At 66.3% G+C, this 24,074-nt stretch carries 22 protein-coding genes; 4 read left to right on the forward strand and 18 right to left on the reverse strand.

Going from position 1 to position 24,074, the window contains the following annotated elements; all coding sequences use genetic code 11:
- Positions 1–166: 166 nt before the first annotated feature.
- Positions 167–1,825 (reverse strand): methyltransferase, encoded by a 1,659-nt coding sequence (locus AD89_RS0107890; protein ID WP_025778062.1) that lies wholly within the window; start codon positions 1,823–1,825, stop codon positions 167–169.
- A 34-nt stretch (positions 1,826–1,859) separates the two neighbouring features.
- On the opposite strand from AD89_RS0107890, the gene AD89_RS0107895 reads away from it, so the two are divergent.
- Positions 1,860–4,136, forward strand: a complete 2,277-nt coding sequence (locus tag AD89_RS0107895; RefSeq protein ID WP_025778063.1) for a DEAD/DEAH box helicase — start codon at positions 1,860–1,862, stop codon at positions 4,134–4,136.
- 9 nt (positions 4,137–4,145) lie between these two features.
- Here AD89_RS0107895 and AD89_RS0107900 read toward each other — a convergent pair whose 3' ends face one another.
- The 9 genes from AD89_RS0107900 to AD89_RS0107940 form a co-directional block, all read right to left on the reverse strand.
- The gene (locus tag AD89_RS0107900; RefSeq protein WP_025778064.1) at positions 4,146–4,463 is read right to left on the reverse strand and encodes an Rv3654c family TadE-like protein; all 318 of its coding nucleotides are present in this window, start codon (positions 4,461–4,463) and stop codon (positions 4,146–4,148) included.
- Positions 4,460–4,846 (reverse strand): TadE family protein, encoded by a 387-nt coding sequence (locus AD89_RS0107905; protein ID WP_025778065.1) that lies wholly within the window; start codon positions 4,844–4,846, stop codon positions 4,460–4,462. The genes AD89_RS0107900 and AD89_RS0107905 overlap by 4 nt, the downstream gene beginning before the upstream one ends.
- A gap of 6 nt (positions 4,847–4,852) precedes the next feature.
- Positions 4,853–5,098, reverse strand: coding sequence for a DUF4244 domain-containing protein (locus AD89_RS0107910; protein ID WP_025778066.1), 246 nt, complete (start codon positions 5,096–5,098; stop codon positions 4,853–4,855).
- A gap of 187 nt (positions 5,099–5,285) precedes the next feature.
- Positions 5,286–5,888, reverse strand: a complete 603-nt coding sequence (locus AD89_RS0107915) for a GNAT family N-acetyltransferase (protein WP_025778067.1) — start codon at positions 5,886–5,888, stop codon at positions 5,286–5,288.
- Between the two features lie 42 nt (positions 5,889–5,930).
- Positions 5,931–6,521: a type II secretion system F family protein gene (locus AD89_RS0107920; RefSeq protein ID WP_025778068.1), complete on the reverse strand. Its 591-nt coding sequence runs from the start codon at positions 6,519–6,521 to the stop codon at positions 5,931–5,933.
- 2 nt (positions 6,522–6,523) lie between these two features.
- Positions 6,524–7,219 (reverse strand): type II secretion system F family protein, encoded by a 696-nt coding sequence (locus tag AD89_RS0107925; RefSeq protein WP_025778069.1) that lies wholly within the window; start codon positions 7,217–7,219, stop codon positions 6,524–6,526.
- Complete coding sequence (locus AD89_RS0107930; RefSeq protein WP_025778070.1) at positions 7,216–8,388, reverse strand: TadA family conjugal transfer-associated ATPase; 1,173 nt, start codon at positions 8,386–8,388, stop codon at positions 7,216–7,218. Before AD89_RS0107930 ends, AD89_RS0107925 begins: the two co-directional genes overlap by 4 nt.
- On the reverse strand, positions 8,385–9,392 hold the full coding sequence (ssd, locus tag AD89_RS0107935; RefSeq protein WP_025778071.1) for a septum site-determining protein Ssd: 1,008 nt from the start codon (positions 9,390–9,392) through the stop codon (positions 8,385–8,387). The genes AD89_RS0107930 and ssd overlap by 4 nt, the downstream gene beginning before the upstream one ends.
- 244 nt (positions 9,393–9,636) lie before the next feature.
- Entirely contained in the window at positions 9,637–12,252 is a 2,616-nt protein-coding gene (locus AD89_RS0107940) for a hypothetical protein (RefSeq protein WP_025778072.1), read from the reverse strand.
- Positions 12,253–12,588: 336 nt separating this feature from the next.
- Between AD89_RS0107940 and acs the strand changes: the two genes are divergently transcribed.
- Positions 12,589–14,526, forward strand: a complete 1,938-nt coding sequence (gene acs / locus AD89_RS0107945) for an acetate--CoA ligase (RefSeq protein WP_025778073.1) — start codon at positions 12,589–12,591, stop codon at positions 14,524–14,526.
- Positions 14,527–14,703: 177 nt separating this feature from the next.
- Complete coding sequence (locus AD89_RS0107950) at positions 14,704–15,111, forward strand: phage holin family protein (RefSeq protein ID WP_025778074.1); 408 nt, start codon at positions 14,704–14,706, stop codon at positions 15,109–15,111.
- Between the two features lie 95 nt (positions 15,112–15,206).
- On the opposite strand, the gene AD89_RS0107955 is transcribed toward AD89_RS0107950, so the two are convergent.
- The gene (locus AD89_RS0107955) at positions 15,207–15,938 is read right to left on the reverse strand and encodes an NUDIX hydrolase (RefSeq protein ID WP_025778075.1); all 732 of its coding nucleotides are present in this window, start codon (positions 15,936–15,938) and stop codon (positions 15,207–15,209) included.
- Positions 15,935–16,711, reverse strand: a complete 777-nt coding sequence (gene nth / locus AD89_RS0107960) for an endonuclease III (protein WP_051505149.1) — start codon at positions 16,709–16,711, stop codon at positions 15,935–15,937. The genes AD89_RS0107955 and nth overlap by 4 nt, the downstream gene beginning before the upstream one ends.
- A 245-nt stretch (positions 16,712–16,956) precedes the next feature.
- Between nth and AD89_RS0107965 the strand changes: the two genes are divergently transcribed.
- Positions 16,957–17,634, forward strand: a complete 678-nt coding sequence (locus AD89_RS0107965) for a Crp/Fnr family transcriptional regulator (protein ID WP_025778077.1) — start codon at positions 16,957–16,959, stop codon at positions 17,632–17,634.
- 301 nt (positions 17,635–17,935) lie between these two features.
- Here the strand turns inward: AD89_RS0107965 and AD89_RS0107970 are convergent, their stop codons facing one another.
- The 6 genes from AD89_RS0107970 to AD89_RS0107995 all read right to left on the reverse strand — a co-directional run bounded on the left by AD89_RS0107970 (position 17,936) and on the right by AD89_RS0107995 (position 24,026).
- Positions 17,936–18,700 (reverse strand): MBL fold metallo-hydrolase, encoded by a 765-nt coding sequence (locus AD89_RS0107970; RefSeq protein ID WP_025778078.1) that lies wholly within the window; start codon positions 18,698–18,700, stop codon positions 17,936–17,938.
- Entirely contained in the window at positions 18,697–19,668 is a 972-nt protein-coding gene (locus AD89_RS0107975) for a hypothetical protein (RefSeq protein WP_025778079.1), read from the reverse strand. Before AD89_RS0107975 ends, AD89_RS0107970 begins: the two co-directional genes overlap by 4 nt.
- Positions 19,658–20,131, reverse strand: a complete 474-nt coding sequence (locus tag AD89_RS0107980) for a RidA family protein (RefSeq protein WP_025778080.1) — start codon at positions 20,129–20,131, stop codon at positions 19,658–19,660. The genes AD89_RS0107975 and AD89_RS0107980 overlap by 11 nt, the downstream gene beginning before the upstream one ends.
- A gap of 81 nt (positions 20,132–20,212) precedes the next feature.
- Positions 20,213–20,368, reverse strand: coding sequence for a hypothetical protein (locus AD89_RS20130; protein ID WP_009883339.1), 156 nt, complete (start codon positions 20,366–20,368; stop codon positions 20,213–20,215).
- Positions 20,369–20,647: 279 nt separating this feature from the next.
- Complete coding sequence (locus AD89_RS0107990; protein WP_025778081.1) at positions 20,648–23,023, reverse strand: transglycosylase domain-containing protein; 2,376 nt, start codon at positions 23,021–23,023, stop codon at positions 20,648–20,650.
- Between the two features lie 55 nt (positions 23,024–23,078).
- Positions 23,079–24,026, reverse strand: coding sequence for a metallophosphoesterase (locus AD89_RS0107995; protein ID WP_025778082.1), 948 nt, complete (start codon positions 24,024–24,026; stop codon positions 23,079–23,081).
- Positions 24,027–24,074: the final 48 nt, after the last annotated feature.

Consider the following 24,074-nt stretch of genomic DNA (forward strand, 5'->3'; position numbering starts at 1 on the left):
TTTCACATTCCTCTCACGGCATCAGCTGCCCGCTGCAACGGACGATCCGGCCCAATGTAACACTGTTGATCGGGCACGTTCCTCATCGGCCCTCAACCCACGGAAGCTGTCCGGACCTCGTCCGGTTTCGGCTCGGACACGGGGTCAACGGTTTCCGATCCTATCCCTATTCCCCGGTCGACCGAGTCGTCGAGCGCTCGACGGAACCGCTGTCGGGCAGCAGTGCACCCGCCGCGCACAGGGCTCTGACCTGCGCCACGAGCTGATCTTCCAGAGCCGTGGGATCGACCTCGAGAAGCTGAGCCAGAGCCGCGGCCGTCTGCCTCAGAGTCAGCGACCCGTCGGCGACAGACACGAACCCGGCCAACGCCGTATCGAGGTCGAAGACCTGCCCGAAGCCGATCCCCTGTTCCAAGGTGATCGAGCTGGGTTCCGGCGCTCCGGGAACGAAATGGTGATGTTCGACGAGGTCGGGTGAGCGCGTGAAAGCGGTCCCGGCGATCTCCTCCGGCCCGGCTGCTGCCAGCCAGGATCGGATCGCGATGGTCGTGGAGAGGAACTCCGCGAGTCCGTGCGGATTGTGCGCCGGCGCCGAGGTGACTCTCACCCGGGCCTTGAACACTCCCTCGACCGTGCCCGACAGTCCACCGACGAGGCCCGGCTGATCGTCACCGACCGCGGAGTCCGGAGAATCAATTGTCGGCGCATCGTTATCGGACTTTGTCATCAGCACGTACCCGAAGACGATTTCGTCCACAGCTCTGGTGGCGAAGTCGTCGAGCCATGCGGCGACTGCGTTATTCCAGACGGTGCTGGCGCGAGGGGTCCCGCCGTCGCGGATCCACGTTTCGGCATAGGCGATGGGGTCGAGGGCCTCGCGTTCGATGACGAACACCGACGTGTCGTCATCGCCGACCCATGCCTCCGGCCCTTCGTCCGTCCCCGAGGCGGCCTCCCAGTTTCCGAGGCAGACGCTGCGTCCGCCCGGGGTGAGGTTGGCCGGGATCCGCGTGAACAGCTCCCGGACGAGGCGGTCTCCGGTCATTCCGCCGTCCCGGTATTCGAAGGTGGTGTCCGTGCTGCGCGGGGTGATGACGAACGGCGGATTCGACACGAGCAGATCCACGGGTTCGTCCAAGGGTTCGAGGAGGGACCCGTGCCGGAATTCGATCGTCGTCACACCGTTGAGCCCGGCCGAGAGTTCGGCCAGGCGCAGGGCTCGGCGGGAGATGTCGGTGGCGATGACTCGGTCGCTGTGACGGGCCAGCAGCAGAGCTTGGATTCCGCAGCCGGTGCCGATGTCGGCAGCCACACCCACGTGGTCACGCGGGGTGATCGACACCAAAGTCCGGCCGGCGCCGCCGAGGCCGAGCACGAATTCTCCGTCGAGGACATCCGGTGTGGTCAGGGTGCCGTGGTCGGCCACGAGGTAGAGGTTCTCGTCCCCGGGACGGAAGCCGCGCGGGACACCGACGGGAAGATCATAGGGGGTCAGGGCGAAGGGGGCGACCACCTCGTCGTCGTCCACGCTGATCAGCTCCGCCTCGGCGGCGGTGTCGAAGGACTCCCCCAGCAGGGCTCGGACCTCGGTGACCGGGACTGTGCGGTGGAAGTGGAAGAGCAGCGCCGCGCTGGCCATGGCCCGGTCGGCGGCCGTCGACGACTGGTCCGCCAGCGTCCGGGTGCAGTGGTGGATGGCGGGTGCGGCGTTGTTGCGCAACAGCGCCTCCGAGGTCGGGCCGCCCCAGAACTGGCGCATCCGTGGTTCGGTGTATCCGGAATGGTAGAGGGTCTCGCCCAGGTGGGCCAACGGCAGATCAGTCACAGAAGAATCCTAGCGACTGCGCCATAATTGACTCATGGCCTCCTCTGCTCTTCTCGACATCGTCACCGGTTTCGGTGCCCGGGATGAGCGGATCGTCCATGTCCGCGATATCCCGCAGCGGTTCGAACGGGACGCCGCGTGGCCGGACTGGATCGATGAGGAGCTCAAGCACGCATGCCATTCCATCGGCGTCGACGCTCTGTGGCAGCACCAGCTCGAGGCGGCGCAGACGGCCAGGGACGGTTCCGACGTCGTCATCGCCACCCCCACTGCCTCGGGCAAGTCTTTGGGTTTCTGGCTGCCGGTGCTCGAAGCGATCCAAGCGTCGCGGGGGAAGCTGCGCTCCGCCTCGGCGATCTATATCGCGCCGACGAAGGCTCTGGCCGCCGATCAGCTGGCCAAACTCGAGCGGTTCGTCGTCCAGGGCATGCGTCCTGCCAGCTATGACGGCGACACCTCGCAGGTCTCGAAGGACTGGGCCCGGCGGCATGCGAACATCGTCTTCACGAACCCCGACATGCTCCACCGGTCGATCCTGCCCCAGCACGAGCGCTTCGCTCGGATGTTCAAGAACCTGCGCTTCATCGTCATCGATGAGGCCCACCGGTACCGCGGTGTGTTCGGGTCCCATGTCGCACTCATCCTCCGCCGCCTGCTGCGCATCGCCGCCCACTACGGGGCGGCACCGGTCGTCATCGGAGCGTCGGCGACGATGGCGGATCCGGACGCAGCCTTTGCGAAGCTGACCGGGCGGGCCGCACATGCGGTGACCGAGGATTCGTCCCCGCGCGCAGCCGGCAGCTTCGCCCTGTGGGAGCCTCCCGTGTCTCCCGGCGGGGACCGGCGCAGCGGTCTGGTCGAAGCCGCCGATGTCATCACCGATTCGATGTGCGCCGGTTTTCGGTCGATCACGTTCATCGCCTCCCGCCGAGGCACCGAAGCCCTCGCCCAGACGGTCCGTGACCAGGTGGGGCAGGTGGATGAGACCCTGACGGGCAAGGTCGCCGCCTACCGGGGCGGGTATCTGGCCGAAGAGCGCAGGATGCTCGAGACCGCGCTGCGTTCGGGTCAGCTGCTGGCCGTGGCGTCGACGAATGCGCTGGAGTTGGGCATCGACATCTCCGGGCTCGACCTCGTCATCATCTCCGGCTGGCCGGGAACCCTGGCCTCCCTGTGGCAGCAGGCGGGGCGTGCCGGCAGAGCCGGACAGCGGTGGATGGCCGTGTTCATCGCCCGTGATGATCCGCTCGATACCTTCGTCGTCCATCATCCCGAAGTCATCTTCGACTCCCCCGTCGACGCCGGCGTCATCCATCCGGGCAACCCGCATGTGCTCTCCGGTCACCTGTGTGCGGCCGCCGCCGAGGTGCCTCTGAAGTCGACCGACCTCGTGCACTTCCCGGACAATTCGTCCGCGGTCATCGACGACCTCGTGGAGGCGAAGATGCTGCGGGCACGGCCGACCGGGTGGTTCTGGGCAAAGGACCAACCGGCGGCCGACCTGTCCGATATCCGCGGCGCCGGCGGCGGACAGTTCAGCCTGGTCGAGGCGAGCACCGGCACCCTGCTGGGCACGGTCGACGAATCGGGTGCACATACGGGAGCCCATCCGGGAGCGGTGTACACGCATCAGGGCATCGACTTCACCGTCCTCGATCTCGACCTCGAGGACCGGATCGTCGCCGTCGAACGCGCCGAGGTCGACTACACGACTCAGCCGCGCTCGCAGACGGAGATCTCGATCGTCGACACCGATGCGCAGCGGGTTCTGCCGTCCGGGGTGGCTGTGTGCAGCGGAACCGTCGACGTCATCGATCAGGTCGTGGCCTACCGGATGCGGGCCAAACGCGGTGGAGCGATCATCGCCGAACACGAGCTCGACCTGCCCGAGCGCACGCTGCGGACGAAGGCCGTGTGGTGGACGATTCCGCAGAGCGTCCTCGACGAGGCCGACGTCGTCTCCGGAGACCTGCCCGGAGCCGTCCATGCCGCCGAGCATGCCTCGATCGGTCTGCTGCCGCTCTTCGCCGGCTGTGACCGCTGGGACATCGGGGGTGTGTCGACGGCACTGCATGCCGACACCGGGCTGGCGACGGTGTTCGTCTATGACGGTCTGGCCGGAGGCGCCGGGTTCGCCGAACGCGGCAGCGAGGTCATCGATGAGTGGCTGGGTGCGACCAGGGATGCCATCGCCGCATGTGAGTGCGTCGACGGGTGCCCGTCGTGTGTGCAGTCGCCCAAGTGCGGCAACGGGAACGAACCGCTCGAGAAGGACGCTGCGCTGCGGCTGCTGCGCACCGTACTCAGGTAGCCGATCCTCTCATTTCCCGGCGACGGCCTCCTCTCTGACCTTCGGCAGAGGCCCGGGGATTTCGACTTCGATGACGACGTAGGCGGATTGCTCACTCAGCGAGGCACGGCAGTCCTTGAGGTGACCGCCATTGCGAATCGCCACCTCCTTCGCCATCTCACACGGTTCTCCGGTGGCCAGTCCGCGCACGGCGTCCGCGGCGGCGAGCGCCGCCAGGTCCGCGGCGCTCTGCGCCCTACTGTGGGCCACGAAGGCCTGGCCGAGGCTGCCGATGGCGGCGACGAGGACGAGCACGATCGAGCAGAGCCCCACAACGATGTTCGTCATGACGGCCCGGACCTGTCCCCTTCGAATCGCGCAGTGGCATGCGCATCGACGGCGTCGAGGAAGAAGATCGCAGCCGGCAGTTCGATCGTGACGGTCACGACCGAGTATCCGCCGTCGGCTCGGACGCGGACCGAGGAGGACTCACCGGCGTGCTTCTTCGCTTCGGACACGACGGCGGCTCGGGGTTCGCCGCGGGCGATCTCACGGGCCGCCGACCGGGCGGCGTCGAAGGCTCGCAGCTGGGAGAAGCCGACCGCGGCGGCTCCCGTGAGCAGCACGATGAGAAGCACGACAGCCGGCATGACGACGGCGAATTCCGCGGTCGCCGTTCCCGCATCGCGATCCCGACCTCGCTGCCGCTGACGGGAGCCTCCGCGTGCCATGGCGGTTCAGCTTCCCAGACCGAGCGCCGTGGAGATGACCCCGGTGATGAGTTCCTTGATCGGCTCTGATTTGAGGACGACGACGAGCAGTGCGGCGAATCCGCATGCGGCCAGAGTGGTGATCGCATATTCGGCGGTGGTCGCTCCGGTGTCGGAGTCCCAGAACTGATCAATCTCAGTGTGGTCGTCGACCGGTTCGATCTGACCCTTCGGCGGGTCCTCGATCTCCGGGGGCGGTGAAGTTGTGGCCATGCTCTCCTCCTTGGCTGAAACCCCGCTTGCACTCTGCGAGCGGACCTTCAGCCTGGGAGTGAGCGCACTGTCGTGTCCAGACTCGGTTTCGCGCCTGTGGAAACGGGTTCTGCATCCACAGGCTCACCTTGGACGAGTGGAGAGGCCGTCCACAGGAAACGGCGTGCGAGTCAGTGGCGGGGGCGCCTCAGGTGTTGCCGGCCCAGTCGTCTCTGAGGATGGCCATGATGACTTCGTCGTGGCGTCGGCCGTTGAAGAACACGGCTTCTCGTCGACGGCCTTCTTCGACGAAGCCGGCCTTGGTGTAGGAGGCGATTCCACGGGTGTTGAACGCCCAGGTCTGCAGCTCGATGCGGTTGAGTCCCAGTTGGAGGAACCCGTACTTCACGGCCAGTCGCACCGCGTCCGAGCCGTAGCCGCGCCCGTGGAATTCAGGGCCGAGGACGATTGCCAGAGTGGCGGACTGGTTGATGGGATTGCGCCTGTAGAGGGTGATGTGGCCGACGAACTCTTCGGTTTCGGTCAGCTCGATGCTGAAGCCGACCGCTTCGCTCGAGGTGTTCGCGCTCCACTGCGAGAACTGTTCGGATACTCCCCCTTCCGGCCGCGGCAGAACCGTGTGATTCTGCAAGACGACGATCGAGGGATCGAACCACCACTGCTCGAGGTACGGCAGATCATCCTCCCTCAGGGGCCGCAGACGCACGGATCGGCCGACGAAGAGGTTCTCGGCGTAGTCTTCGGCTTGTTCGACAGTGGACAGCTGATTGAAGGGTGTGACCGGTGCCATGTCCCGAGCCTATCGGTCGAGTCTGAAAACTCGGTCACCACCTCAGAAGAACACGGTCGTGAGATCGGTCAGCAGCGAGATGACGACCGGAACGACAGACAGCAGCAGGAACGCCGGCAGAATGCACACACCCAAGGGCAGCACCAGCTGCACACCCAACGAAGCGGCGGCCTCCTGGCGGCGCCGGCGTGAGGACGCCCGCAGCTCCTCGGCCACGGACTCGATGAGAGGTGCCGGGCCGACACCGGTGTGTTCGGAGAATTCGAAGACTTCGAGCACCGGCAGCAGCCGATCGTCGTCGGCGAGCCTGCGCCCGCCGATCGCCATCGCACGGGCGATCCTCTGCAGGTCCGATCGGTCATCGGTCGCCTCGGCGGTCAAGGTCAGCGCCACGGGAATCGGCAGCCCCGAGGTCAGACAGATCGCCACGAGATCGAGGTCGAATGCCAACTGATCATCGGCCACCGCCGGCTCCGTCCCCGACCCAGCCGTGCTCGCCTCCGGGGCAGCCGCCTCGGTGCCGGTCGGATCGGTCCTGCCCTCGCTGAGGAGGCTCTGCAGTCTCCGGCGGGTCGATCCGGACCACAGCAGCACGCCGAGACCGACGCAGGCACCGATGAGCACAGCAAGCATGGTCACCTCTGCGCTCGCAGCATCATCGTCCGCATCCACCATCGGCCGGCCCCGTACAGGAGGAGCCCGGCACCGATGCTCAGCTGTCCCGGCAGCCCGCTGATGAGTTCCAGGGGTCGGACGCCGATGAGCAGGCCGAGGCCGACGCCGATGAGCGGCAGCCAGCTGAGCACCCGCACCGTCGACCGCGGACCGGCCATGGCGATGCGGCGTTCGCGTTCGGCGTCGAGGGCGTCTCTCTGGGCGGCCGCGTAACGCAGGATCATCTCCGCCGCGGGGGCTCCGGAACGTTCGGACACCGTCCATACGGCGGCCATTCCGGTCAGCACGTGAGCGGCGGCCTCCGACAGCGCGCTGCTGCGGGTGGCGATGGCGCGTCCGGGCTCCTCACCCAACGAGATCGCGCGTGAGATCGGGGCCAGCGCGTCATTGCGGCGGCTGAGCGTGGCCATCACCGCCTGCGGAGTCATCCCCACCTTGAGCAGATGGGCGCAGTTCTCCACCGCGGCGATCGCCCACAGCCGTTCGGCCTGATCATCGGCGGTGCGGCCGCCTCGGCGAAAGACGGCACGCACTCCTTTCGGCACTGATCCGCCACCGTCAGCACGGTGCAGGAGTTCCAGCAGTCTGGCACCCGGGTCCGGGGGCGCCGCGAGGATGATCCCGGCCGCGATCAGAGCGGCGGTGAGGACGATCATTGTGCGGATTTCTGTTCGAGCACGGATTCGAACCGGGCCAGGGCACGGCGGTTGACGGTGCCGGCTGTCGACGGTGACGGGCGGCCCCACACCGGTTCCATAACGACTGCCTCGGCACCGACCCTCGTCGGGATCGCCAGTTCCGTGATTCCCCGCTCGGAGCCGCAGCGCCGCAGATGGATGACGAGGTCGATGGCGGTGGAGAACTGCGAATACACGGCATCAGGGCTCATCTGCGCCAACGCCCCGAGCGCGGCCACCCGGCTGGGCACGGCCTCGGCGGTGTTCGCATGGATGGTCGCGCACCCGCCCTCATGACCGGTGTTGAGCGCGGTGAGCATGTCCCGGACCTCCGCGCCGCGACATTCCCCGACGACGAGGCGGTCGGGCCGCATCCGCAGGGCGTTGCGCACGAGGTCGGTCAGAGTCACCTCGCCGCCGCCTTCGACGTTGGCTTGGCGGGCCGCGAGCTGGACGGTGTGCGGGTGGGTGACGATGAGCTCGCGGGAGTCCTCGACGATGACGATTCGCTGGATCGTCTCGACCAGGGACAGCAGAGCGCCGAGGAGGACGGTCTTCCCCGTGCCCGTCCCGCCGGAGATGAGGATGTTCGCCCGTGACGTGACCGCCTCGGCGATGAGGGCGCTGATCTCATCGGGGACGAACCCCTCCTCGCAGAGCTGGGAGTAGGGGAATCCGGAGCGTTTGGGCACGCGGAAGCTGATCGTCGTCGTGTCCCCGGAGATCGGAGGGACGATCGCGTTCATCCGCACCCCGTCGGGCAGGCGCACATCGACATAGGGAGAGGAATCGTCGAGGCGGCGCCCGCCGAGGGCGGCCAACCGGACCGCCAGTGACCGTACGTCCTCTTCGGCTCCCAGGGACAGGTCGAGCAGCCGGGGCCCGTCGCCGGTGTCGGCGAAGATCTCACGCGGCCCGTTGACGAACACGTCCGTGGTGCCGGGCACCTCGAGCACGGACTGCAGAGGTCCTGCCCCGGACAGCTGCGCGGACAGCCGGGTGACGAGCTCGAGCAGGGCGGACGAACCGAGCACACGTCCGGTGCGTTGGACCGCCTCGGCGACGGCGGCCGTGGTCACCGGTCCCGGCTTGTCGAGCAGCGTTTTGCGGACATCGGCGACCAGCGAGGCATCGAGCCATTCGCTCATTCGACCCACTCCCCCAGCAAGCGATCGACGAGGCGGCCGAGGTGCGCCCCGCCGGGGATGCCCTCGCCGCGGTCGACGGCGGCGGACAGTCCCGGATCATCGCGGATGCTCCCGGCCAAACTCAGACCGATGGAGTCGGCGAGGAGCTCGGCGTCGAGGCCCCCGGGACCGGTTTCGCGGACGACGAGGCGCACATCGGGGTGGGCCTGGGACAGACGCTTGGCCACTTGGGAGGAGGCGACGGCCGACCGGACCCGGGCCGGGGAGACGAGAAGGACATGATGGCAGCGTCTCGTCCATTGCGGTGGGGCGTGGCGGGGCAGATCGACGATGACGAGGTCGAAGGCCTGACCGGCTGCGGCGAGGAAGTCGTCGAAGACGTCGGGGTCGAGGTCGACGGTGTCGTCCCGCCCCCAGGACAGCAGCGCGAGTCCGTCGTGGCGGGGCAGCGCATCGGCCAGGGCTGAGGGACGCAGCTGTCCGCGGGAGGCGCTGAGGTCGGTCCACCGGGGTCCGGGCACCGCTTCGGCGCCGAGGACGAGGTCGAGTCCCCCGCCGAGCGGGTCGGCGTCGACGAGGACGGTGCTGTGATCGGCTCCGGCTCGTCGGGCGAGTGCGCATGCGAGCACGGAGGCACCCGCCCCGCCGCAGCCGGCGACGACGCCGACCGTGGTTCCGGGTGCGCCAGGCGGTTCGACTGCGGCGATCATCCGTCCGCTCAGCCATTCCGCGGCGGCGGGCAGCACGGCGAGCTGGTCGACGCCGAGGTGGGCGGCCTTCGCCCAGGTCGAGGAGGGTTCGTCATCGTCGAGGACGACGAGGATCGTGTCCGCCCTGTCGGTGGCGGGGGCTTCGCGGACGTCTTCGCCGAGGAGGATGAGCGACGCGGACTGCCAGCCTCCGGAGTCGGGAGGCAGAACGGTCAGGGAGATGCCGATGCTTTCGGCGACTCGGGCGCATTCTTCGGTGATCGCACCGAGGTCGGTGATGAGGGCTACCTGCATGCATCGAGCTTGGACTCGACCGGTGGCCTCCGGCCAGGCCGGAGCGCTGCCCTGTGGAGGGGACGACGAAGGGGCGCCTCCTGTGAGTTTGAGTCACAGGAGGCGCCCCACGTGGCAGCCTGCAGCTTCCATCCAGGTCAGCCGCGGTGGCTCGGCCGCTCGGCCACCTCACGTGGTGCCGAGGGGCACCGAGTCGACCGTGGCATGTCCACAGCGCTGACGTGCGAGTGGAAGCCGGACCGAATCAGCCGCGCTGGATTCCTTCGATATTGCGCAGGACACCGGTGGTGCTGCCGTCGGAGTCGCGGACCGTGAACGAGGACCCGTTGTCCTCGAGACTGAGGTACCAGTCGCCGGGGTAGATCGTGAACACCGGCATTCCGGTGGTCTCGTCCACGGCTTCGCGCGGCTCGGGAACGGCGAACCAGAACGCCTGGATGATGGGGCGTCGTCCACCGTCCTGGTTCTGTGCCCGACCGTTGTCGTGACCGGCGTTCCGACCGTCGTTCTGCGCATCACCGGACCGGTTCTGACCGGCATCGGCGGGCACCGGCTGGTTGTCGACGGCCGTCTGCGCCATGGTCGCGTCGGTCGAGCTGTCCGCGCGCCCGTCGGTCTCCGGACGGTTGGCGTAGTCGGCGACAGGAACGTACTGAGTCGGCTCTTCGCTTTCGGGAGCGGTCGTCCGCTCCGCACTGGTGGCCGGCTCCATCACAGCGGTCGCCTGACCGTCATCATCCGCCGCTGTGTCATCGCCCGCAGGCGCCGTGTCATCGGCCGGGGACCTGTCATCGGCCGTGGGCTTGCCGTCTGCGACGACCGGGCCGTCTGCCGGAGTGCTGACAACCGTGGCCTCGGTGGAGCGGACATTCGCATCGTCGTCCTGACCCTGCGCCGGGGCTTCGTCGGTCGAGGCCGAGGACTCCGATGGCGAGGCGGCCTGGGACTGTGCGGCCGATCCCGCGCCGGCGATATCTGCGTCTTCTGCGGAGTTCGTATCCGAGGACTTCGCGTTGACCTTGGAGACCAGGTCGCTGCTCTCGGCCGGCGACACGACCGTCGGGGTGTCGTCCTCCTTCGCCGAGGCGGCCATGGACCTGTCCGCGGACGTGTCCTCATTCGCCGCATCGGTCTCAGCAGACGACACGGAGTCGGTCTCCGATTCGGGAGCGGCGTGGCGGCCACGCCGACGTTCGGAATCCGCGTGTGCGGCAGCGACACCGGCAGCACCGGCGCCGATCACCCCGGCGCCTGCAGCAGCGGCCGCAGCGCCCGAATGTGACTTGTTGCCTGCGTCGGTGGGCTGGGCCTCGGCTTCAGCAGCCTGGCCGCTCGCGCCGGTGAGCTGACCGTCGGCCGTATCGTCCTGCGGCCGGCCGGCTCCGACACCGAACGCCTGAGTCGGCTCGCTCTGCGAATGCTGCGGGGCGTCCGAATCGCGACGGCCCAGATAGGTCTGCCCGTCACCGGTGCTGTGCACCGGCCCGTCGGCCGAGGCCTGGTCAGATGTCGTGTCTGAGGATCCGGGCGCAGCGCCCGCGCCCGAGGTGTTGGCAGGCGCGGCGAAGGAGCTGGCAGAACGCTCGGCGTCCTGCTCCTGCGGCGGAGCGTAAGGGCTGAGCTGGTTCTGGTCGTCGGAAGACTGGCCGAATTCGTCGGACGGATGGCCGACTTGCGCGGACGGCTGGTTCTGCTGGTCGGCAGGGGCGAACTGGCTCTGCTGTTCCGGACCGCCGAACTGACCCGACTGACCGAACCGGTCGTCGCCGGGCTGACCCTGCTGTGCAGGCTGACCCGACTGCCCCGGACCGCCGAACTGACCCGACTGTCCTGGCGCACCGAACTGAGTCGGCTGGCCGGACTGTCCCGGTCCGCCGGGCTGACCGTAATCGCCGGTACCCGGCTGTCCGAATCCTGGCTGACCAGCGCCGGCCGGAGCGGCACCATACGGTGCGAATCCGGGTGCGCCGGCACCCGGTCCGGTCGCACCGGGCACATTGGCCACCGGTGCCGGATGCTGGGTGTGCTTGGTGACGGGGCGAGCCTTCGGATGGGTCTCGATGTCCTCGCGGCCGGCGAATTCCTTGGCGAAGAACGGCAGAATCGTGAACACTCCGGCGAAGAATGCGATGAGCCCCGCGAAGAACGTCAGGTACGAGCCCACATGCCAGTAGACCGCCGAGGTGAGCAGGTCGATGAAGACATAGGTGAACGCGATCGCCGAGAGCACGGAGATGAATTGGTCGAGGCTGAGCGACCCGACCCGCAGTCGGCTGCTGCCGAGCTTGTTGACGAGCACGGCCGCCACGATGAGCAGGATCGCGAGCACCCCGAATACGAGCGCGCCCATATCCGCGACGTTCCAATGCCACAGCGTCGTCGTCTCATGTCCGAAGCCGTAGCTGTAGCTGCGGTAGGGCACGAACAGGGCGATGAAGGCGAGCAGACCGGCGAAGAGGAGGAAGAGATCGCGCAGAGTCAGCGGGCCGAGGATTCCCGGGCCGGTCTTCCGCTTGGGCGCAGGCGCTTGGCCGAACTGACCCTGGCCCGGCGCTGACCCGTACGGTCCCGGTGCCGAGCCGTACTGCCCGGGAGCAGATCCGTATGGTCCGGGTCCCGACCCGTACTGGGCTGGAGCCGATCCATAGGGTCCTTGCGCGGCGGGCTGTCCGGGTGCCGATCCGTAGGGTCCCGGTGCGGAACCATAGGCCGGCCCGGGCGCCGAGCCGAACTGTCCCGGTCCCGAACCGTAGGCCGGCGGCTGACCGCCGGGCTGCTGCGCGTTCTGGCCCGGGTACTGCGGGGGCTGATCCTGCCACGGCTGTGGCCCGGACCCGGTTGGATGCTGCGGCGAACTCATCGCTGACTCCAGTCGATCTCGGGGAAAGGTAACAGTGTTTCCGTGTCCGCGCGGGTCGGATCCCGACGGACTCTGACCCCATCCTTGCAGAACACAGGCCTCCTGTGCACTCATACGCGCTTTCTCAGGCACGCCGGGAACCGCGTATTCCCTCACCGAGGAGGCTCTTCGGTGACCTCATCACCGTCCAAGCCATGTGACCCATACCACGACAATGGCGCGGCGGCTACCCCCGATTTCCCCGTTCATCGCATGAAACTGCCCTCCACTGCCCCCGACCACCGGTATACAGTGCAACTAGAATTTTCGATCCACCAAGGAAGTCGGAGGGAAAGCATGACCGAAACCGCTGCCGAGCAGACAGAGACGTTTGCCCCGCCTGAGCAGTTCGCCGCAGACGCCAACGTCAAGGCCGACGAATACGAACGCGCCGAGGCAGACTACTTGGGCTTCTGGGCCGAACAGTCCCGTGAGCTCGTCGACTGGCACGAGGACTTCGACGAGGTCCTCGATTGGACGAATCCGCCGTTCGCGAAATGGTTCGTCGGCGGAAAGCTCAATGTCGCCTACAACTGCCTCGACCGCCACGTCCTCGCCGGCAACGGCGACCGGGTGGCCATCAACTTCGAAGGCGAACCGGGCGATTCCCGTGCTTTCACCTATGCCGAACTTCTCGCCGAGGTGTCGAAGGCGGCGAACACGCTGACCGACCTCGGCGTCAAGAGCGGCGACCGGGTTGCCATCTACCTGCCAATGATTCCCGAAGCCGTGATCTCGATGCTCGCCTGTGCTCGCCTCGGTGCTGCACATTCGGTCGTCTTCGGCGGATTCTCCGCCGATGCACTGCACTCGCGCATCATCGACGCCGAAGCCCGCGTCGTCATCACCGCCGACGGCAGCTACCGTCGCGCCAAGCCCACGAGCCTCAAGCCGGCCGTCGACGAAGCGATCTCTCGGGGTGACACTCCGGTCGAGCACGTTCTCGTCGTCAAGCGCACCGGTCAGGACGCCGACTGGGTCGAAGGCCGCGACCAGTGGTGGGAGGATTCCGTCGGCCGGGCCAGCGACGAACACGAATGCGAGTTCTTCGACTCGGAGCACCCCCTGTTCATCCTCTACACCTCCGGGACGACAGGAAAGCCCAAGGGCATCCTCCACACCACCGGCGGCTACCTCACTCAGGTGCTGTACTCGATGAAGGCCGTCTTCGACATCAAGCCCGAGACGGATGTCTTCTGGTGCACCGCCGACGTCGGCTGGGTCACCGGTCACTCCTATGTCGCCTACGGCCCACTGGCCGCCGGCACCACTCAGATCATCTACGAAGGCACCCCGGACACTCCGCATCAGGGTCGCTGGTGGGAGATCATCGAGAAGTACAAGGCCACGATCCTCTATGCCGCCCCGACGGCGATCCGCACGTGCATGAAGTGGGGCGAGGAGATCCCGGCGAAGTACGATCTGTCCAGTCTGCGCCTGCTCGGCAGCGTCGGCGAACCGATCAACCCCGAGGCCTGGCGCTGGTACCACCGCGTCATCGGCGGTGAGCGCTGCCCGATCGTCGACACCTGGTGGCAGACGGAAACCGGGGCCCATATGATCGCTCCCCTGCCCGGCGTACTGTCGACCAAGCCCGGTTCCTCCCAGCGTCCGATTCCCGGCATCTCCGTCGACGTCGTCGATGATTCGGGTGAGAACCCGGCCGGCCCCGAAGGCGGGCTGCTCGTCATCCGTCGGCCTTGGCCGTCGATGCTGCGCGGGATCTGGAAAGACCCGGAGCGCTTCAAGGAGACCTACTGGTCACGGTTCGAAGACACGTACTTCGCCGGTGACGGGGCCCGCCGCGATGAGGACGGGGACATCTGGTTCCTCGGCCGCGTCGACGATGTGATGAATGTGTCCGGTCACCGCCTGTCCACCGCAGAGATCGAGTCCTCGCTCGTCGCGCATCCCAAGGTCGCCGAGGCGGCTGTGGTCGGCGCTGCCGACGATACGTCCGGGCAGGCCGTCGTCGCGTTCGTCATCGTCTCCAATGGAGTCGAGGACTCCTCCGAGACATCTGAGGAGCTGCGTCAGCACGTGGGCAAGGACATCGGCCCCATCGCGAAGCCGAAGAAGGTCCACATCGTCACGGACCTGCCCAAGACACGCTCCGGCAAGATCATGCGTCGCCTGCTCAAGGACGTTGCCGAGAACCGCGAGGTCGGCAATACGTCGACCCTCGCCGATGCCTCGGTGATGGACCAGATCGAAAAGTCCGTCTCAGAAGCCTGAACCTCGCTCTGATGCCGAGGTCGGATGACCCGTCGGTGACAGACGACCCTGCCGCATAGCGGCCGTCGTCGGGATCCGACGGGTTTTCCCGGTTCCCCGCCGATTCGCCTTTGGCCGCAGGGCACGATCAGACTACTCTTAAGTTAGATTGTCCTCGTTCTCGATTTAGGAGCTCTCATGGCCGAACGGTCCATCAGCGAACTGATCAAAGGCATCAGCGACGATTCCAAAGCGATCGCCGAAGAAGAGATTGCCCTCGCCAAGGCCGAAGCCACTGCCGGCGCGAAGAACCTGGGCATCGGAGCCGGACTGGCCGTTGTCGCTCTCTTCCTGCTCTTCCTGTCCTCGTTCATGGTGATCTTCGCCGGTGCGGCCGCATTCCATGAGGGATTGGGCTGGCCGTGGTGGGGCAGCTTCCTCATCGTCTTCGGTATCCTCGCCGTCATCGCGATCATCCTCGTGCTTGTCGCCCTCCCGCTGTTCAAGAAGGGCAACCCGGTGCCCGGCACCGCGATCGGCTCGGCCAAATCGCTCGTGGCCTCGGTCAAGCGTGCGGTGAAGAACCCCTCGGGCCCCAGGTACTGACACTCCTTGCAATACTGAGAACCGCGGCAGGAACGAAGGCGGCGCCGGACATCAAGTCCGGCGCCGCCTTCGCATCTGCCTCAGAAATCGATGCCTCAGAAATCGATCGCGATGGGAGCCGTCTTGTCCCATGCGCCCGCCCAGCCGAGATGGTCGAGGGCGAAATCGAGGATGCCGGCAGTGAAGCCCCAGACCTTGAGCACTCCGACGTCGAAGGCCGGGGTCGAGATCTTCAGATCGGGACGGGAGAAGGTGCCGCGATTGGCAGGGGCGACGAGATCGGCGATGGCCACCCTGTAGACAGAATACGACTCCCGCTGATCCATCACATGCACCCGACCGGGCTGACGCCAATAGCCGACGACAGGGGTGACCTCGAACTTCGAAACCGGAATATAAAGCGGATCCATCTCTCCGAGCACTTCGACGGTGTGCGGGGAGATTCCAGCTTCTTCCTCGGCCTCCCGCAGTGCGGCGGCCGCCATGGAATCGTCTTCGGGGTCACGGCCCCCTCCGGGAAAGGCGACCTGGCCGGGATGATGGCGCAGGGTCGCAGCCCGCTGGAGGAGCACGATGTCGACGTCGGCGACGCCGAGTTCGGCCAGGCGCGATGCTTCTGCTTCTCCCGCCTCGGTGCGGGCTTCTCCCCCACGCCCGAAGAGCATGAGCACGGCGGCGTCACGGGCGGCAGCCTCGGCCGTTCCCTTCTGTCGGCGCAGCCACAGCGGGGACCCGTGCGAGGCGGCGAGGGCTTCGAGCTGCCCGCGCAGGGCTCCATCGGCGATCGTCGCCGATTCGGGTGGAAGGTCGGGGATTCGGGCGCTCACTGTCCGTCCTCGGCGACAGCCTCCTCGGTGGGAGTGGCCAAGGGTGCCATTTCAAACCGGAGCATGGCGCGTGCCTTCTCCGGGTCGAGTTCCCCGATGCCGAACGAGGGGCACAGCGCGGTCAGGGGGCATGCTCCGCAAGCGGGCTTCCGGGAATGACAGATGCGGCGGCCGTGGAAGATCACCCGATGCGAGAGCATGGTGAGATCCTTCTTCGGGAACAGGGCCGCGATCTCATGCTCGGCCTTGACGGCATCGGTCTCCTCCGTCCACCCGAAGCGGCGCGCCAACCGGCCCATATGGGTGTCGACGGTCAGTCCTGGAGTGTCGAAGGCGTTGCCGAGGACAACGTTCGCGGTCTTGCGCCCGACTCCAGCGAGCTTGACGAGCTTGTCCAACTTGTTCGGGACCACACCGTCGTACTCGTCGACGAGTTCGTTCGCGAGCTTGACGATGTTGCGGGCCTTCGCCCGGTAGAACCCGGTGGAGCGGATGTGCTCCTCGACCTCGATGAGATTGGCCACGGCCAGGGCGTGAGCGTCGGGGAAGGCGGCGAAGAGGCTCGGGGTGACGGAGTTGACGCGGATATCGGTGGTCTGAGCGGACAGGACGGTGGCGATGAGCAGCTGGAACGGAGTCTCGAAGTCGAGCTCGCATTTCGCGTTCGGATACACCTCGGCGAGGATGCGATGGATCTTCCGGGCCCGGCGGGTCCGCCCCAGCGGGGTCTCCTTCGCGAACTTCCGCGCGCTCTTCTCTGCCACAGTCAACACGACTCACCATCCTAATCCGTGCCCCGTCATTCCGCAGTCACGCCGGTCACACCCTCGGCGCAGGCATGTGTGCCCGGATCCGCGCGCCGGGACGCGACCGTCTGCGGAAACGGTGTGGTCGGGAGTCGTGTCGGGCGATGCGGCAGAGGTTTTCAGACTGATGGGCCACACTCCCACGTCTTTGCTGGTATCGATGCAGATGACCAGGTAGATTTATGTGTGATTATCACGACAAGGAGGAACCAGTGGATATTGAAGTGGTGCGGGGCGCGACGCTCTTCGCAGGTCTGGACGATGAAGCCACCAGTGCATTGATGAAGTTCATGAACCCGCGGAGTCTCCGTCGGGGAACCGTGCTCTTCCATGAGGGCGATGCCGGTGACGAGCTCTACATCGTCTCCTCGGGCAAGCTCAAGATCGGCCGCGAGTCCTCCGATGGCCGTGAGAACCTGCTGTCCGTGGTCGGCCCGGGCGAGATCATCGGCGAGCTCAGCCTCTTCGATCCCGGCCCACGTTCGACCTCTGTCACCGCGGTCTCCCAGTCGGAGCTGCTCAGCCTCAGGCACGAGGACCTCACCACCTGGCTCAACGAGCGCCCGCAGGCCGCGATGAACCTGCTCAAGGCTCTCGCCCAGCGTCTGCGACGCACGAACGAGACCGTCGGCGACCTCGTCTTCTCCGACGTGCCCGGCCGTGTCGCCAAGGCCCTGCTCGACCTGGCAGCCCGCTTCTCGAAGCCGGCACCCGACGGTGTGCTCGTCGCTCACGACCTCACCCAGGAAGAGCTCGCTCAGCTCGTCGGCGCCTCCCGTGAGACCGTGAACAAGGCGCTGGCTGACTTCGCCGCCCGCGGCTTCATCCGTCTCGAAGCCCGCTCCGTCGTCATCCTCGACATGGACAGGATGCGCAACCGCGCCCGCTGATCCTCCTCGCGGCGTCCTAACCCCCACATCGCACGAACGCCCCAGCCGCTTCGGCTGGGGCGTTCGTGCTGGCACGGGCAAGTGTGCGTCGTGACCGGCGCTCGCCGTCGCAGTGGCTGTCGCCTCAGGTCCGGGAAGCTTCGTACTCACGTTTTGGACCAGTCATCGAGTTCAAACTCGATGACTGGATCAGAACCTGAGTCGTGAGTGGTGTGTCATCCAGTTAGACCGAAGACGTCGCGTGCCATGCACCGCGGCAGGGCACTCAAGGCGCTTGCAGCTGCGACGTCAGCGGCGTGCCTCAGGCGTCGGCTGCGGGCAAAGCGTCGAGGTAGGCCAGCTGGGCCTTGACGATCTGTTCGGCCGCCGGCCGCACGCTGTCATCGACGTCGTGGTAGACGATGTCACAGACCTCCGAGGCGGTGCTCGCTCCCTGCTCGAGTGCCGCGTTGACCTGCTCGATGCGTTCGAGTCGGTGGGAGCGGTAGTAGTCGATCACCTCGGCGGGGGCGTCGATGCGCTCGCCGTGGGCCGGCTCGATGATCGCGAACTCACCGGCGTCGAACAGTTCTCTCAACCGGTCGAGGGAGTTCAGGTAGTCGCGCAGCGAGCCTTCCGGGTGGGTGACGATCGTCGTCCCCTCCCCCAGGATCGTATCACCGCTGTAGAGGGCTCCGGAGTGGATGAGGCTGATGCTGTCGCTCGTGTGGCCGGGGGTGGCGACGACGCGCAGAACATCGGCAGGGGTGCTGCCGAAGGCGATCTCGTCGCCGTCGACCACGGGATCCGTGTGCCGGGCGAAACGCTCGAGCACAGCGTAGACGGGAACCTCGGGGGCCCACTGGTCGATGCTTCCGAGCATCTCGGAATGGTCGGCGTGCTGGTGGGTGAGAACGATCGCTGCCAGGTCACGGTCGGCCACCTCGGCGAGGAAATTCGCACGGTGGTCGGCCATCTCCGGTCCGGGATCGATGACGACCGCGGAGGTGTCGTCCTGACTGGTGAGCACGTAGGTGTTCGTTCCGGTCAGGGTCATCGGGCTGGGATTGTTCGCACGGATTCTCATGAGTCCTCGCTCTCCTCGTCTGTCGTTTCGTCGTCATCGCCGCTGAAGGTCAGGAAGCCGGGGTTCTGGTCGGTGTCGGTCTCGCCGACGGCGACCGCACGGTCGCGCAGGCTGCCTTTGCTGTGAGGGTCTTTGCCGGTGTGGATGACGACTTTCCAGTCGCCGTCGTCGGCGATGATCTCCGGGCGCAGCGGGTGGACGTTGCGGATCTGTGCCATGGCCGCTCCCACGGACGGGACCCCGGTGAGGCTTTCGACGATGATGCGGGCGGCCGCGCTGATGCGGTTGGGGTCTCCGCCCACCTCGGCGAGGATCTGTCCGGGGCGTTTCCAGCCGGCGGAGGTCTCGTTCGGGGACAGGAAGTCGACTTCCTGGCCGAAGGGCACGGTGGCGATGAAGTATGTGGTGTCGAACCGGTGCAGCTGGGTGGGAGTGTTGATCCAGCGCAGCCACGGTTTGCACAGATCGGGACGTAGCCGCAGGTCACGGTCGCGTAGGACCTGCGACCATGACACTTCGTTCGAGAACAGCCTCGACCGGGTGGTGTGCCAGTCCGTCTGCGGTGAGGCCACGATCTCCCGGTCGACATCCTCGGCGAGCAGGATTCCGGTGGCGGCGAAGGTGATGCGGGCGGCCGCAGAGAAGTGGTGAAGGGCGCGGGATTTGTTCTCGATGCTCAGCGCACGCGCGCACCGGGCCGAATTCCACCCGGCCAAAGGCAGCTTCCGCACATCTCCCGGGCGCAGGCTGCTGGTGGGAAACGCCCACCGGTTGCGGTCTTCGACGCCGCGAGCGTCGAGCTGCCGGGTGATGAAGAGTTCCAGCCCGTCCGCGGAGTCCCGGATCAGCACGATCGCCGAGGTGGGGCGCGGGGCTTCGGGGACGGGCCACCGTCCGTCGGACTGCCAGTGGTCGAGCAGCCACCGCAGTTCCGACGAGACGGGAAGCGTGCGTCCGCTAAGCGGCATCGCCTGAGACCTCGACGATGACTTCGACCTCGACGGGCGTGCCCAGTGGCAGCGTGTTGACGCCGACGGCGCTGCGCGCGTGCTGGCCGCGGTCTCCGAAGATCTCACCGTAGAGTTCGGACACGCCGTTGATGACGGCCGGCTGCTGGGTGAAGTCATCGGCGGAGTTGACGAAGCCGGTGACCTTGACGACGCGCACGATCTCATCGAGGTCGCCGATGACCCCGGCGATGGCGGCCAGGGCGTTGAGCCCGGCGGTGCGTGCCAGCTGGTATCCGGTGTCGAGGTCGACGTCCGTGCCCAGGTGCCCGGTGGCGGGCAGTTTGCCGTCGACGACGGGCAGCTGGCCGGAGGTAAAGACATAGTTTCCGGTGCGCAGTGCGGGAACGTAGGCACCGGCGGGGGTGGCGATCTCGGGCAGTTCGAGGCCGAGTTCGCTCAGACGCTCAAGGGTCTTCGACATGATTCTTCTTTCGGTGGGGGTGGTCAGGAGGACGACGGCGGTGCGGGGATGGTCTGCAATCGCCTCAGCGCCGGATTCGGGTCATTCCTTCGGGCGCTTGAGGTAGGCCACGAGTCCGTTGTTGTCCGGACCCGGGACGACCTGCACGAGTTCGTATCCGTCCTCACCCCACTGGTCGAGGATCTGCTTCGTCGCATGGACGATGAGCGGCACGGTGACGTATTCCCACTTGGTCATGATTCTCCTCAGTTGTTGATGCGTCGCCGAGGCGGTCCCGAGGTGATCCGGGATGACCAGGCTTTCCTGGTGTGGTCGACGACGCTGGTCCGTTCCCCACACTAGCCCAGACCGGACAGGCCGGGCACCTGCGTTCCGAGACGGCTGTGTTCGACTGCTCGAGCCGGCGCCGGCCTACATGCAGACGGGACAGTGAAGGCGGGGAGGACCAGGTCCTCCCCGCCTTCACTGGAACAGTGTCCGATGGCGTCTATCGGCCGGTCACGAGGTCACCGCGGGTCAGTTGCCGCCGAGGCCAGGAGCCTCACCGCCGTCGCCGCCGTCTCCGCCGCCGTTGTTGCCGGAGTTTCCGCCGCCGTTGTTGCCCGAGTTGCCACCGCCGCCGTTGCTTCCGGAGTTGCCACCGCCGCCGTTTCCGCCGCTGGTGCCACCGCCGCCGGTTCCGCCACCGGTGCCGCCACCGCCGCCTCCGCCGCGGTTCGTGCTGGACGAGGAGCTTCCGCCACCGGTCCCGCCGCCCTGGAAGAACTTGCTGCTGGGCTTCGGGAAGCCGGTGTTGCCCTTGGTCTCCTTCACCGCCTGGCTCATGTACGCCTGCCAGGTCTTACCTGAGATCGTGGCACCGTAGATGTGGCCGCGGACTGCGCCGGCACCATTCGTACGCCAGTCATGCGTACCGCTCGGGTCTCCCGTCCACACCGCGGTCGACAGGGTCTTCGTGAAGCCGAGCAACCAGGTGTGACCGACCTCGAAGTTCGTCGTACCGGTCTTCGCACCGGCCGGGACTCCGATCTTCAGCGAGCTGGTCGTACCGCCGTTGAACGTCTGCGTCAGCGCGTAGGCGACGCCCCTGGCCACATCCTTGGACAGGACACGTTTGCAGCCTTCACCCGGCAGGTCGAGTTTCTCGCCCTTGCGATCCTTTATCTCGAGGATCGGTTTGGGACCGCAGAACTCACCTTCGTTCGCGAAGGTGGCGAACGCTGCGGCCATGGCGATGGGTGTGGTCTCTGTCGTTCCGAGGATCGATGATGGAGACAGGGCCTGAATGAAGCCCGACTTGTCCTCATGATCAAGCGTCTCACCGCTACCGTAGCGGATGCCCAGATCCATCGCGGTGTCCATGATGTCGCACATGTTCATCTGGTTGCCCATGGCCGCGTAGCCCGTGTTGACGGATTTCTTCGTTGCCTCGAGCGCGGTCATCGAACCCCTGCCTTCACCGTCTCCGGCGTTGTTCGGGTCCCAATCTCCGGACATGTTCGGGCAGCCGTCGTACGTCCAAGAGCTGGCCGGGAAGTTGCGCTTCGTCGCATTGACCGTCGTATTGAGGCTCTTGCCTTCCTTCAGCCAGGCCGTGAGCACGAAGGGCTTCCACGTCGAACCGACCTGGAATCCGCCGCCGCCGTTGTGCTTCTTGTCGACGGTGTAGTTGATCGAGGTCTTCTTGTTCTTGTCCTTCTTCTTGACTTCTCCCACGGAGTACTCACGGTTCTCTGCCATTGCGATGACTTCACCGGTTCCCGGTTCAATCGTCACCAGGGCATGTCCGGCGCCGGAGGGGTCGCCGACGGGGACGCGCTTCTTGACCTCTTTGTCCGCGATCTTCTGAATATCGGGGTTGAGGCTGGTCTTGATCGTCAGGCCCCCGCGTTGGAGGAATGCAAGTCTCTCGTCGGCAGTATCCCCGAAAGTCTCATCATTCATGATGACGTTCTGCACATAGTTGCAGAAGAATTCGGCTTTGCTCTTGGCCGCAGAGCAGCCGTTCGGAGTCTCGTGCAGATCGAGATCGAGGTCGGTCTTGACCGCCTTGTCGTATTCCTTCTGCGTGATGTGGTCGTACTTGAGCATCTGGCCCAGCACGATGTTGCGACGCTTGAGGACTTGGTCGGGGAACCGCTGCGGATTGAAAGCCGATGGGTTCTGCACGATTCCGGCGAGCATCGCCGACTGCTGGATGTTGAGATCCTTGGCGTGGATGCCCCAATACCGATAGGCGGCGGCTTCGACGCCGTAGACGTTCGGGGAACCCGAATAGTTGTTGATGTTCATGTAGCGGTTGAGGATTTCCTTCTTGTCGTACTTCTTCTCAACCGCGACAGCGAGCTTGGCCTCGCGCAGTTTACGCGCATAGCCGGCGGTGCCTTCGGACTCCTTCGCCGCTGCCACACCTTCGGCGTTGTCCTCGGCGTGCGCGTTCTCTGCGAGAACGTTCTTCACGTACTGCTGGGTCAGCGTCGATCCGCCCTGAGTCGTCGACGACACCATATTGTGCACCGCTGCACGGGCGATGCCCTCGATGTCGACGCCGCCGTGTTCGAAGTACCGGTAGTCCTCGACCGCGATCGTCGCGTTCTGCATGTCCTGCGAGATCTCGTCGAGAGGCACCTCCTGGCGGTTCTGCCAGTAGAATTCGGCGAGCTCAGAACCGTCGGAGGCGAGCATCGTCGACTTCTCGCCCAGCTCCTTGATCTCCAAGGTGGCGGGAAGCGAGTCGAAGATCTCGACAGCACTGTTCGCGCTGGCTGTTGCGACGCCGACGCCGGGAATGGCCAGACCGGCAGCGACGATTCCCGCCACCGCACTGACGGCCACGAACTGCATGAACGCGCCCATTTTTGTGGGTGGGGCGTTTGACTCAGGAGACACCATGGTAGTCAGTTTAACGAATTCGCCTTGTGCAGACCTTCAGAAATCGCTGAACGGCCTACGCCCTTGCGACGAGTTCCAGGACGCTGACCTCCGGTCGGCAGGCGAAACGCACTGGTGAGTACGGTGAGAAGCCGAGACCTGCGGAGATGGCGACGAGACTCTGCCGGTATGGGAAAACTCCGCGTGCGCGTGTTCGATCGAGGTCGCAGTTCGTCACCGGTGCACCCCAGAAGGGCACTCGGATCTGTCCGCCGTGCGTGTGTCCGGCCATGATGAGATCCGCCCCTGCCGAGGCGAACGCCTCCAAGGTCCGCGAATACGGGGCATGTGTCACGCCGACCTTGATCCCGGCCTCGGGGTCGAACCGTGGATGGTCGAGGACGCCTTCTCCCGGTTCTCCCTCACTCCAACGGATCCGGTCGCGGTCGATATGGGCGTCGCCGAGGCCCGAGAAATGGATACGGGTGCCCTTGATCGTCAGGGCCGCCTCGGTGTTGTCGAGGAAATGCCATCCCTGCCCTCGGGACGTGGAACCGGACGCGGATGTCGGTTCTTCGAACCCGTGGACGAGGGCTTTGACGTCGAGGTCGGGGTTCACTCGGTGTTTGACCTCGGACGGTGAGCGCAGATACTTCGCGGGATTCTTCGCCTGCGGGGAGAAGAAGTCATTCGACCCGAGGACGAACACACCGGGGACATCGAGCAGGCCGGAGAAGACGTCGAGGACGGCCGGCACGATGTCGGCTGAGAGGTTGTCGCCGGTATTGACCACGAGGTCGGGTTCGAGGCGGGTGAGCGCTTTGACCCAGGAGGCGCGGTGCTTCTGCCAGGGCGCCAGGTGCAGGTCGGCGACGTGGAGGACCCGGATGGATTCGGCTCCGGCAGGCAGGATCGGCAGCGTGTGGCGGCGGACGGCGAAGAGGTGCGGTTCGATGACCGCACCCCAGATTCCGGCGGCCGCGGGAACGGCAAGAGCACCGGCGAGGAGAGCACGCTTCTTCATTCCCCCAACTCTATCCGCTCCTCCAATTGCTACCTGACGGCGGCCCAG

The sequence above is a fragment of the Brevibacterium sp. VCM10 genome (assembly GCF_000583215.1).
In the GTDB taxonomy this organism is placed as follows: domain Bacteria; phylum Actinomycetota; class Actinomycetes; order Actinomycetales; family Brevibacteriaceae; genus Brevibacterium; species Brevibacterium linens.

Excerpts from the sequence above, each read along its gene's own strand:
- AD89_RS0107895 (WP_025778063.1), top strand. The coding sequence starts at position 1,860 with ATGGCCTCCTCTGCTCTTCTCGACATCGTCACCGGTTTCGGTGCCCGG.
- AD89_RS0107900 (WP_025778064.1), bottom strand. The coding sequence starts at position 4,463 with ATGACGAACATCGTTGTGGGGCTCTGCTCGATCGTGCTCGTCCTCGTC.
- AD89_RS0107905 (WP_025778065.1), bottom strand. The coding sequence starts at position 4,846 with ATGGCACGCGGAGGCTCCCGTCAGCGGCAGCGAGGTCGGGATCGCGAT.
- AD89_RS0107910 (WP_025778066.1), bottom strand. The coding sequence starts at position 5,098 with ATGGCCACAACTTCACCGCCCCCGGAGATCGAGGACCCGCCGAAGGGT.
- AD89_RS0107915 (WP_025778067.1), bottom strand. The coding sequence starts at position 5,888 with ATGGCACCGGTCACACCCTTCAATCAGCTGTCCACTGTCGAACAAGCC.
- AD89_RS0107920 (WP_025778068.1), bottom strand. The coding sequence starts at position 6,521 with ATGCTTGCTGTGCTCATCGGTGCCTGCGTCGGTCTCGGCGTGCTGCTG.
- AD89_RS0107925 (WP_025778069.1), bottom strand. The coding sequence starts at position 7,219 with ATGATCGTCCTCACCGCCGCTCTGATCGCGGCCGGGATCATCCTCGCG.
- AD89_RS0107930 (WP_025778070.1), bottom strand. The coding sequence starts at position 8,388 with ATGAGCGAATGGCTCGATGCCTCGCTGGTCGCCGATGTCCGCAAAACG.
- ssd (WP_025778071.1), bottom strand. The coding sequence starts at position 9,392 with ATGCAGGTAGCCCTCATCACCGACCTCGGTGCGATCACCGAAGAATGC.
- AD89_RS0107940 (WP_025778072.1), bottom strand. The coding sequence starts at position 12,252 with ATGAGTTCGCCGCAGCATCCAACCGGGTCCGGGCCACAGCCGTGGCAG.
- acs (WP_025778073.1), top strand. The coding sequence starts at position 12,589 with ATGACCGAAACCGCTGCCGAGCAGACAGAGACGTTTGCCCCGCCTGAG.
- AD89_RS0107950 (WP_025778074.1), top strand. The coding sequence starts at position 14,704 with ATGGCCGAACGGTCCATCAGCGAACTGATCAAAGGCATCAGCGACGAT.
- AD89_RS0107970 (WP_025778078.1), bottom strand. The coding sequence starts at position 18,700 with ATGAGAATCCGTGCGAACAATCCCAGCCCGATGACCCTGACCGGAACG.
- AD89_RS0107975 (WP_025778079.1), bottom strand. The coding sequence starts at position 19,668 with ATGCCGCTTAGCGGACGCACGCTTCCCGTCTCGTCGGAACTGCGGTGG.
- AD89_RS0107980 (WP_025778080.1), bottom strand. The coding sequence starts at position 20,131 with ATGTCGAAGACCCTTGAGCGTCTGAGCGAACTCGGCCTCGAACTGCCC.
- AD89_RS20130 (WP_009883339.1), bottom strand. The coding sequence starts at position 20,368 with ATGACCAAGTGGGAATACGTCACCGTGCCGCTCATCGTCCATGCGACG.
- AD89_RS0107990 (WP_025778081.1), bottom strand. The coding sequence starts at position 23,023 with ATGGTGTCTCCTGAGTCAAACGCCCCACCCACAAAAATGGGCGCGTTC.
- AD89_RS0107995 (WP_025778082.1), bottom strand. The coding sequence starts at position 24,026 with ATGAAGAAGCGTGCTCTCCTCGCCGGTGCTCTTGCCGTTCCCGCGGCC.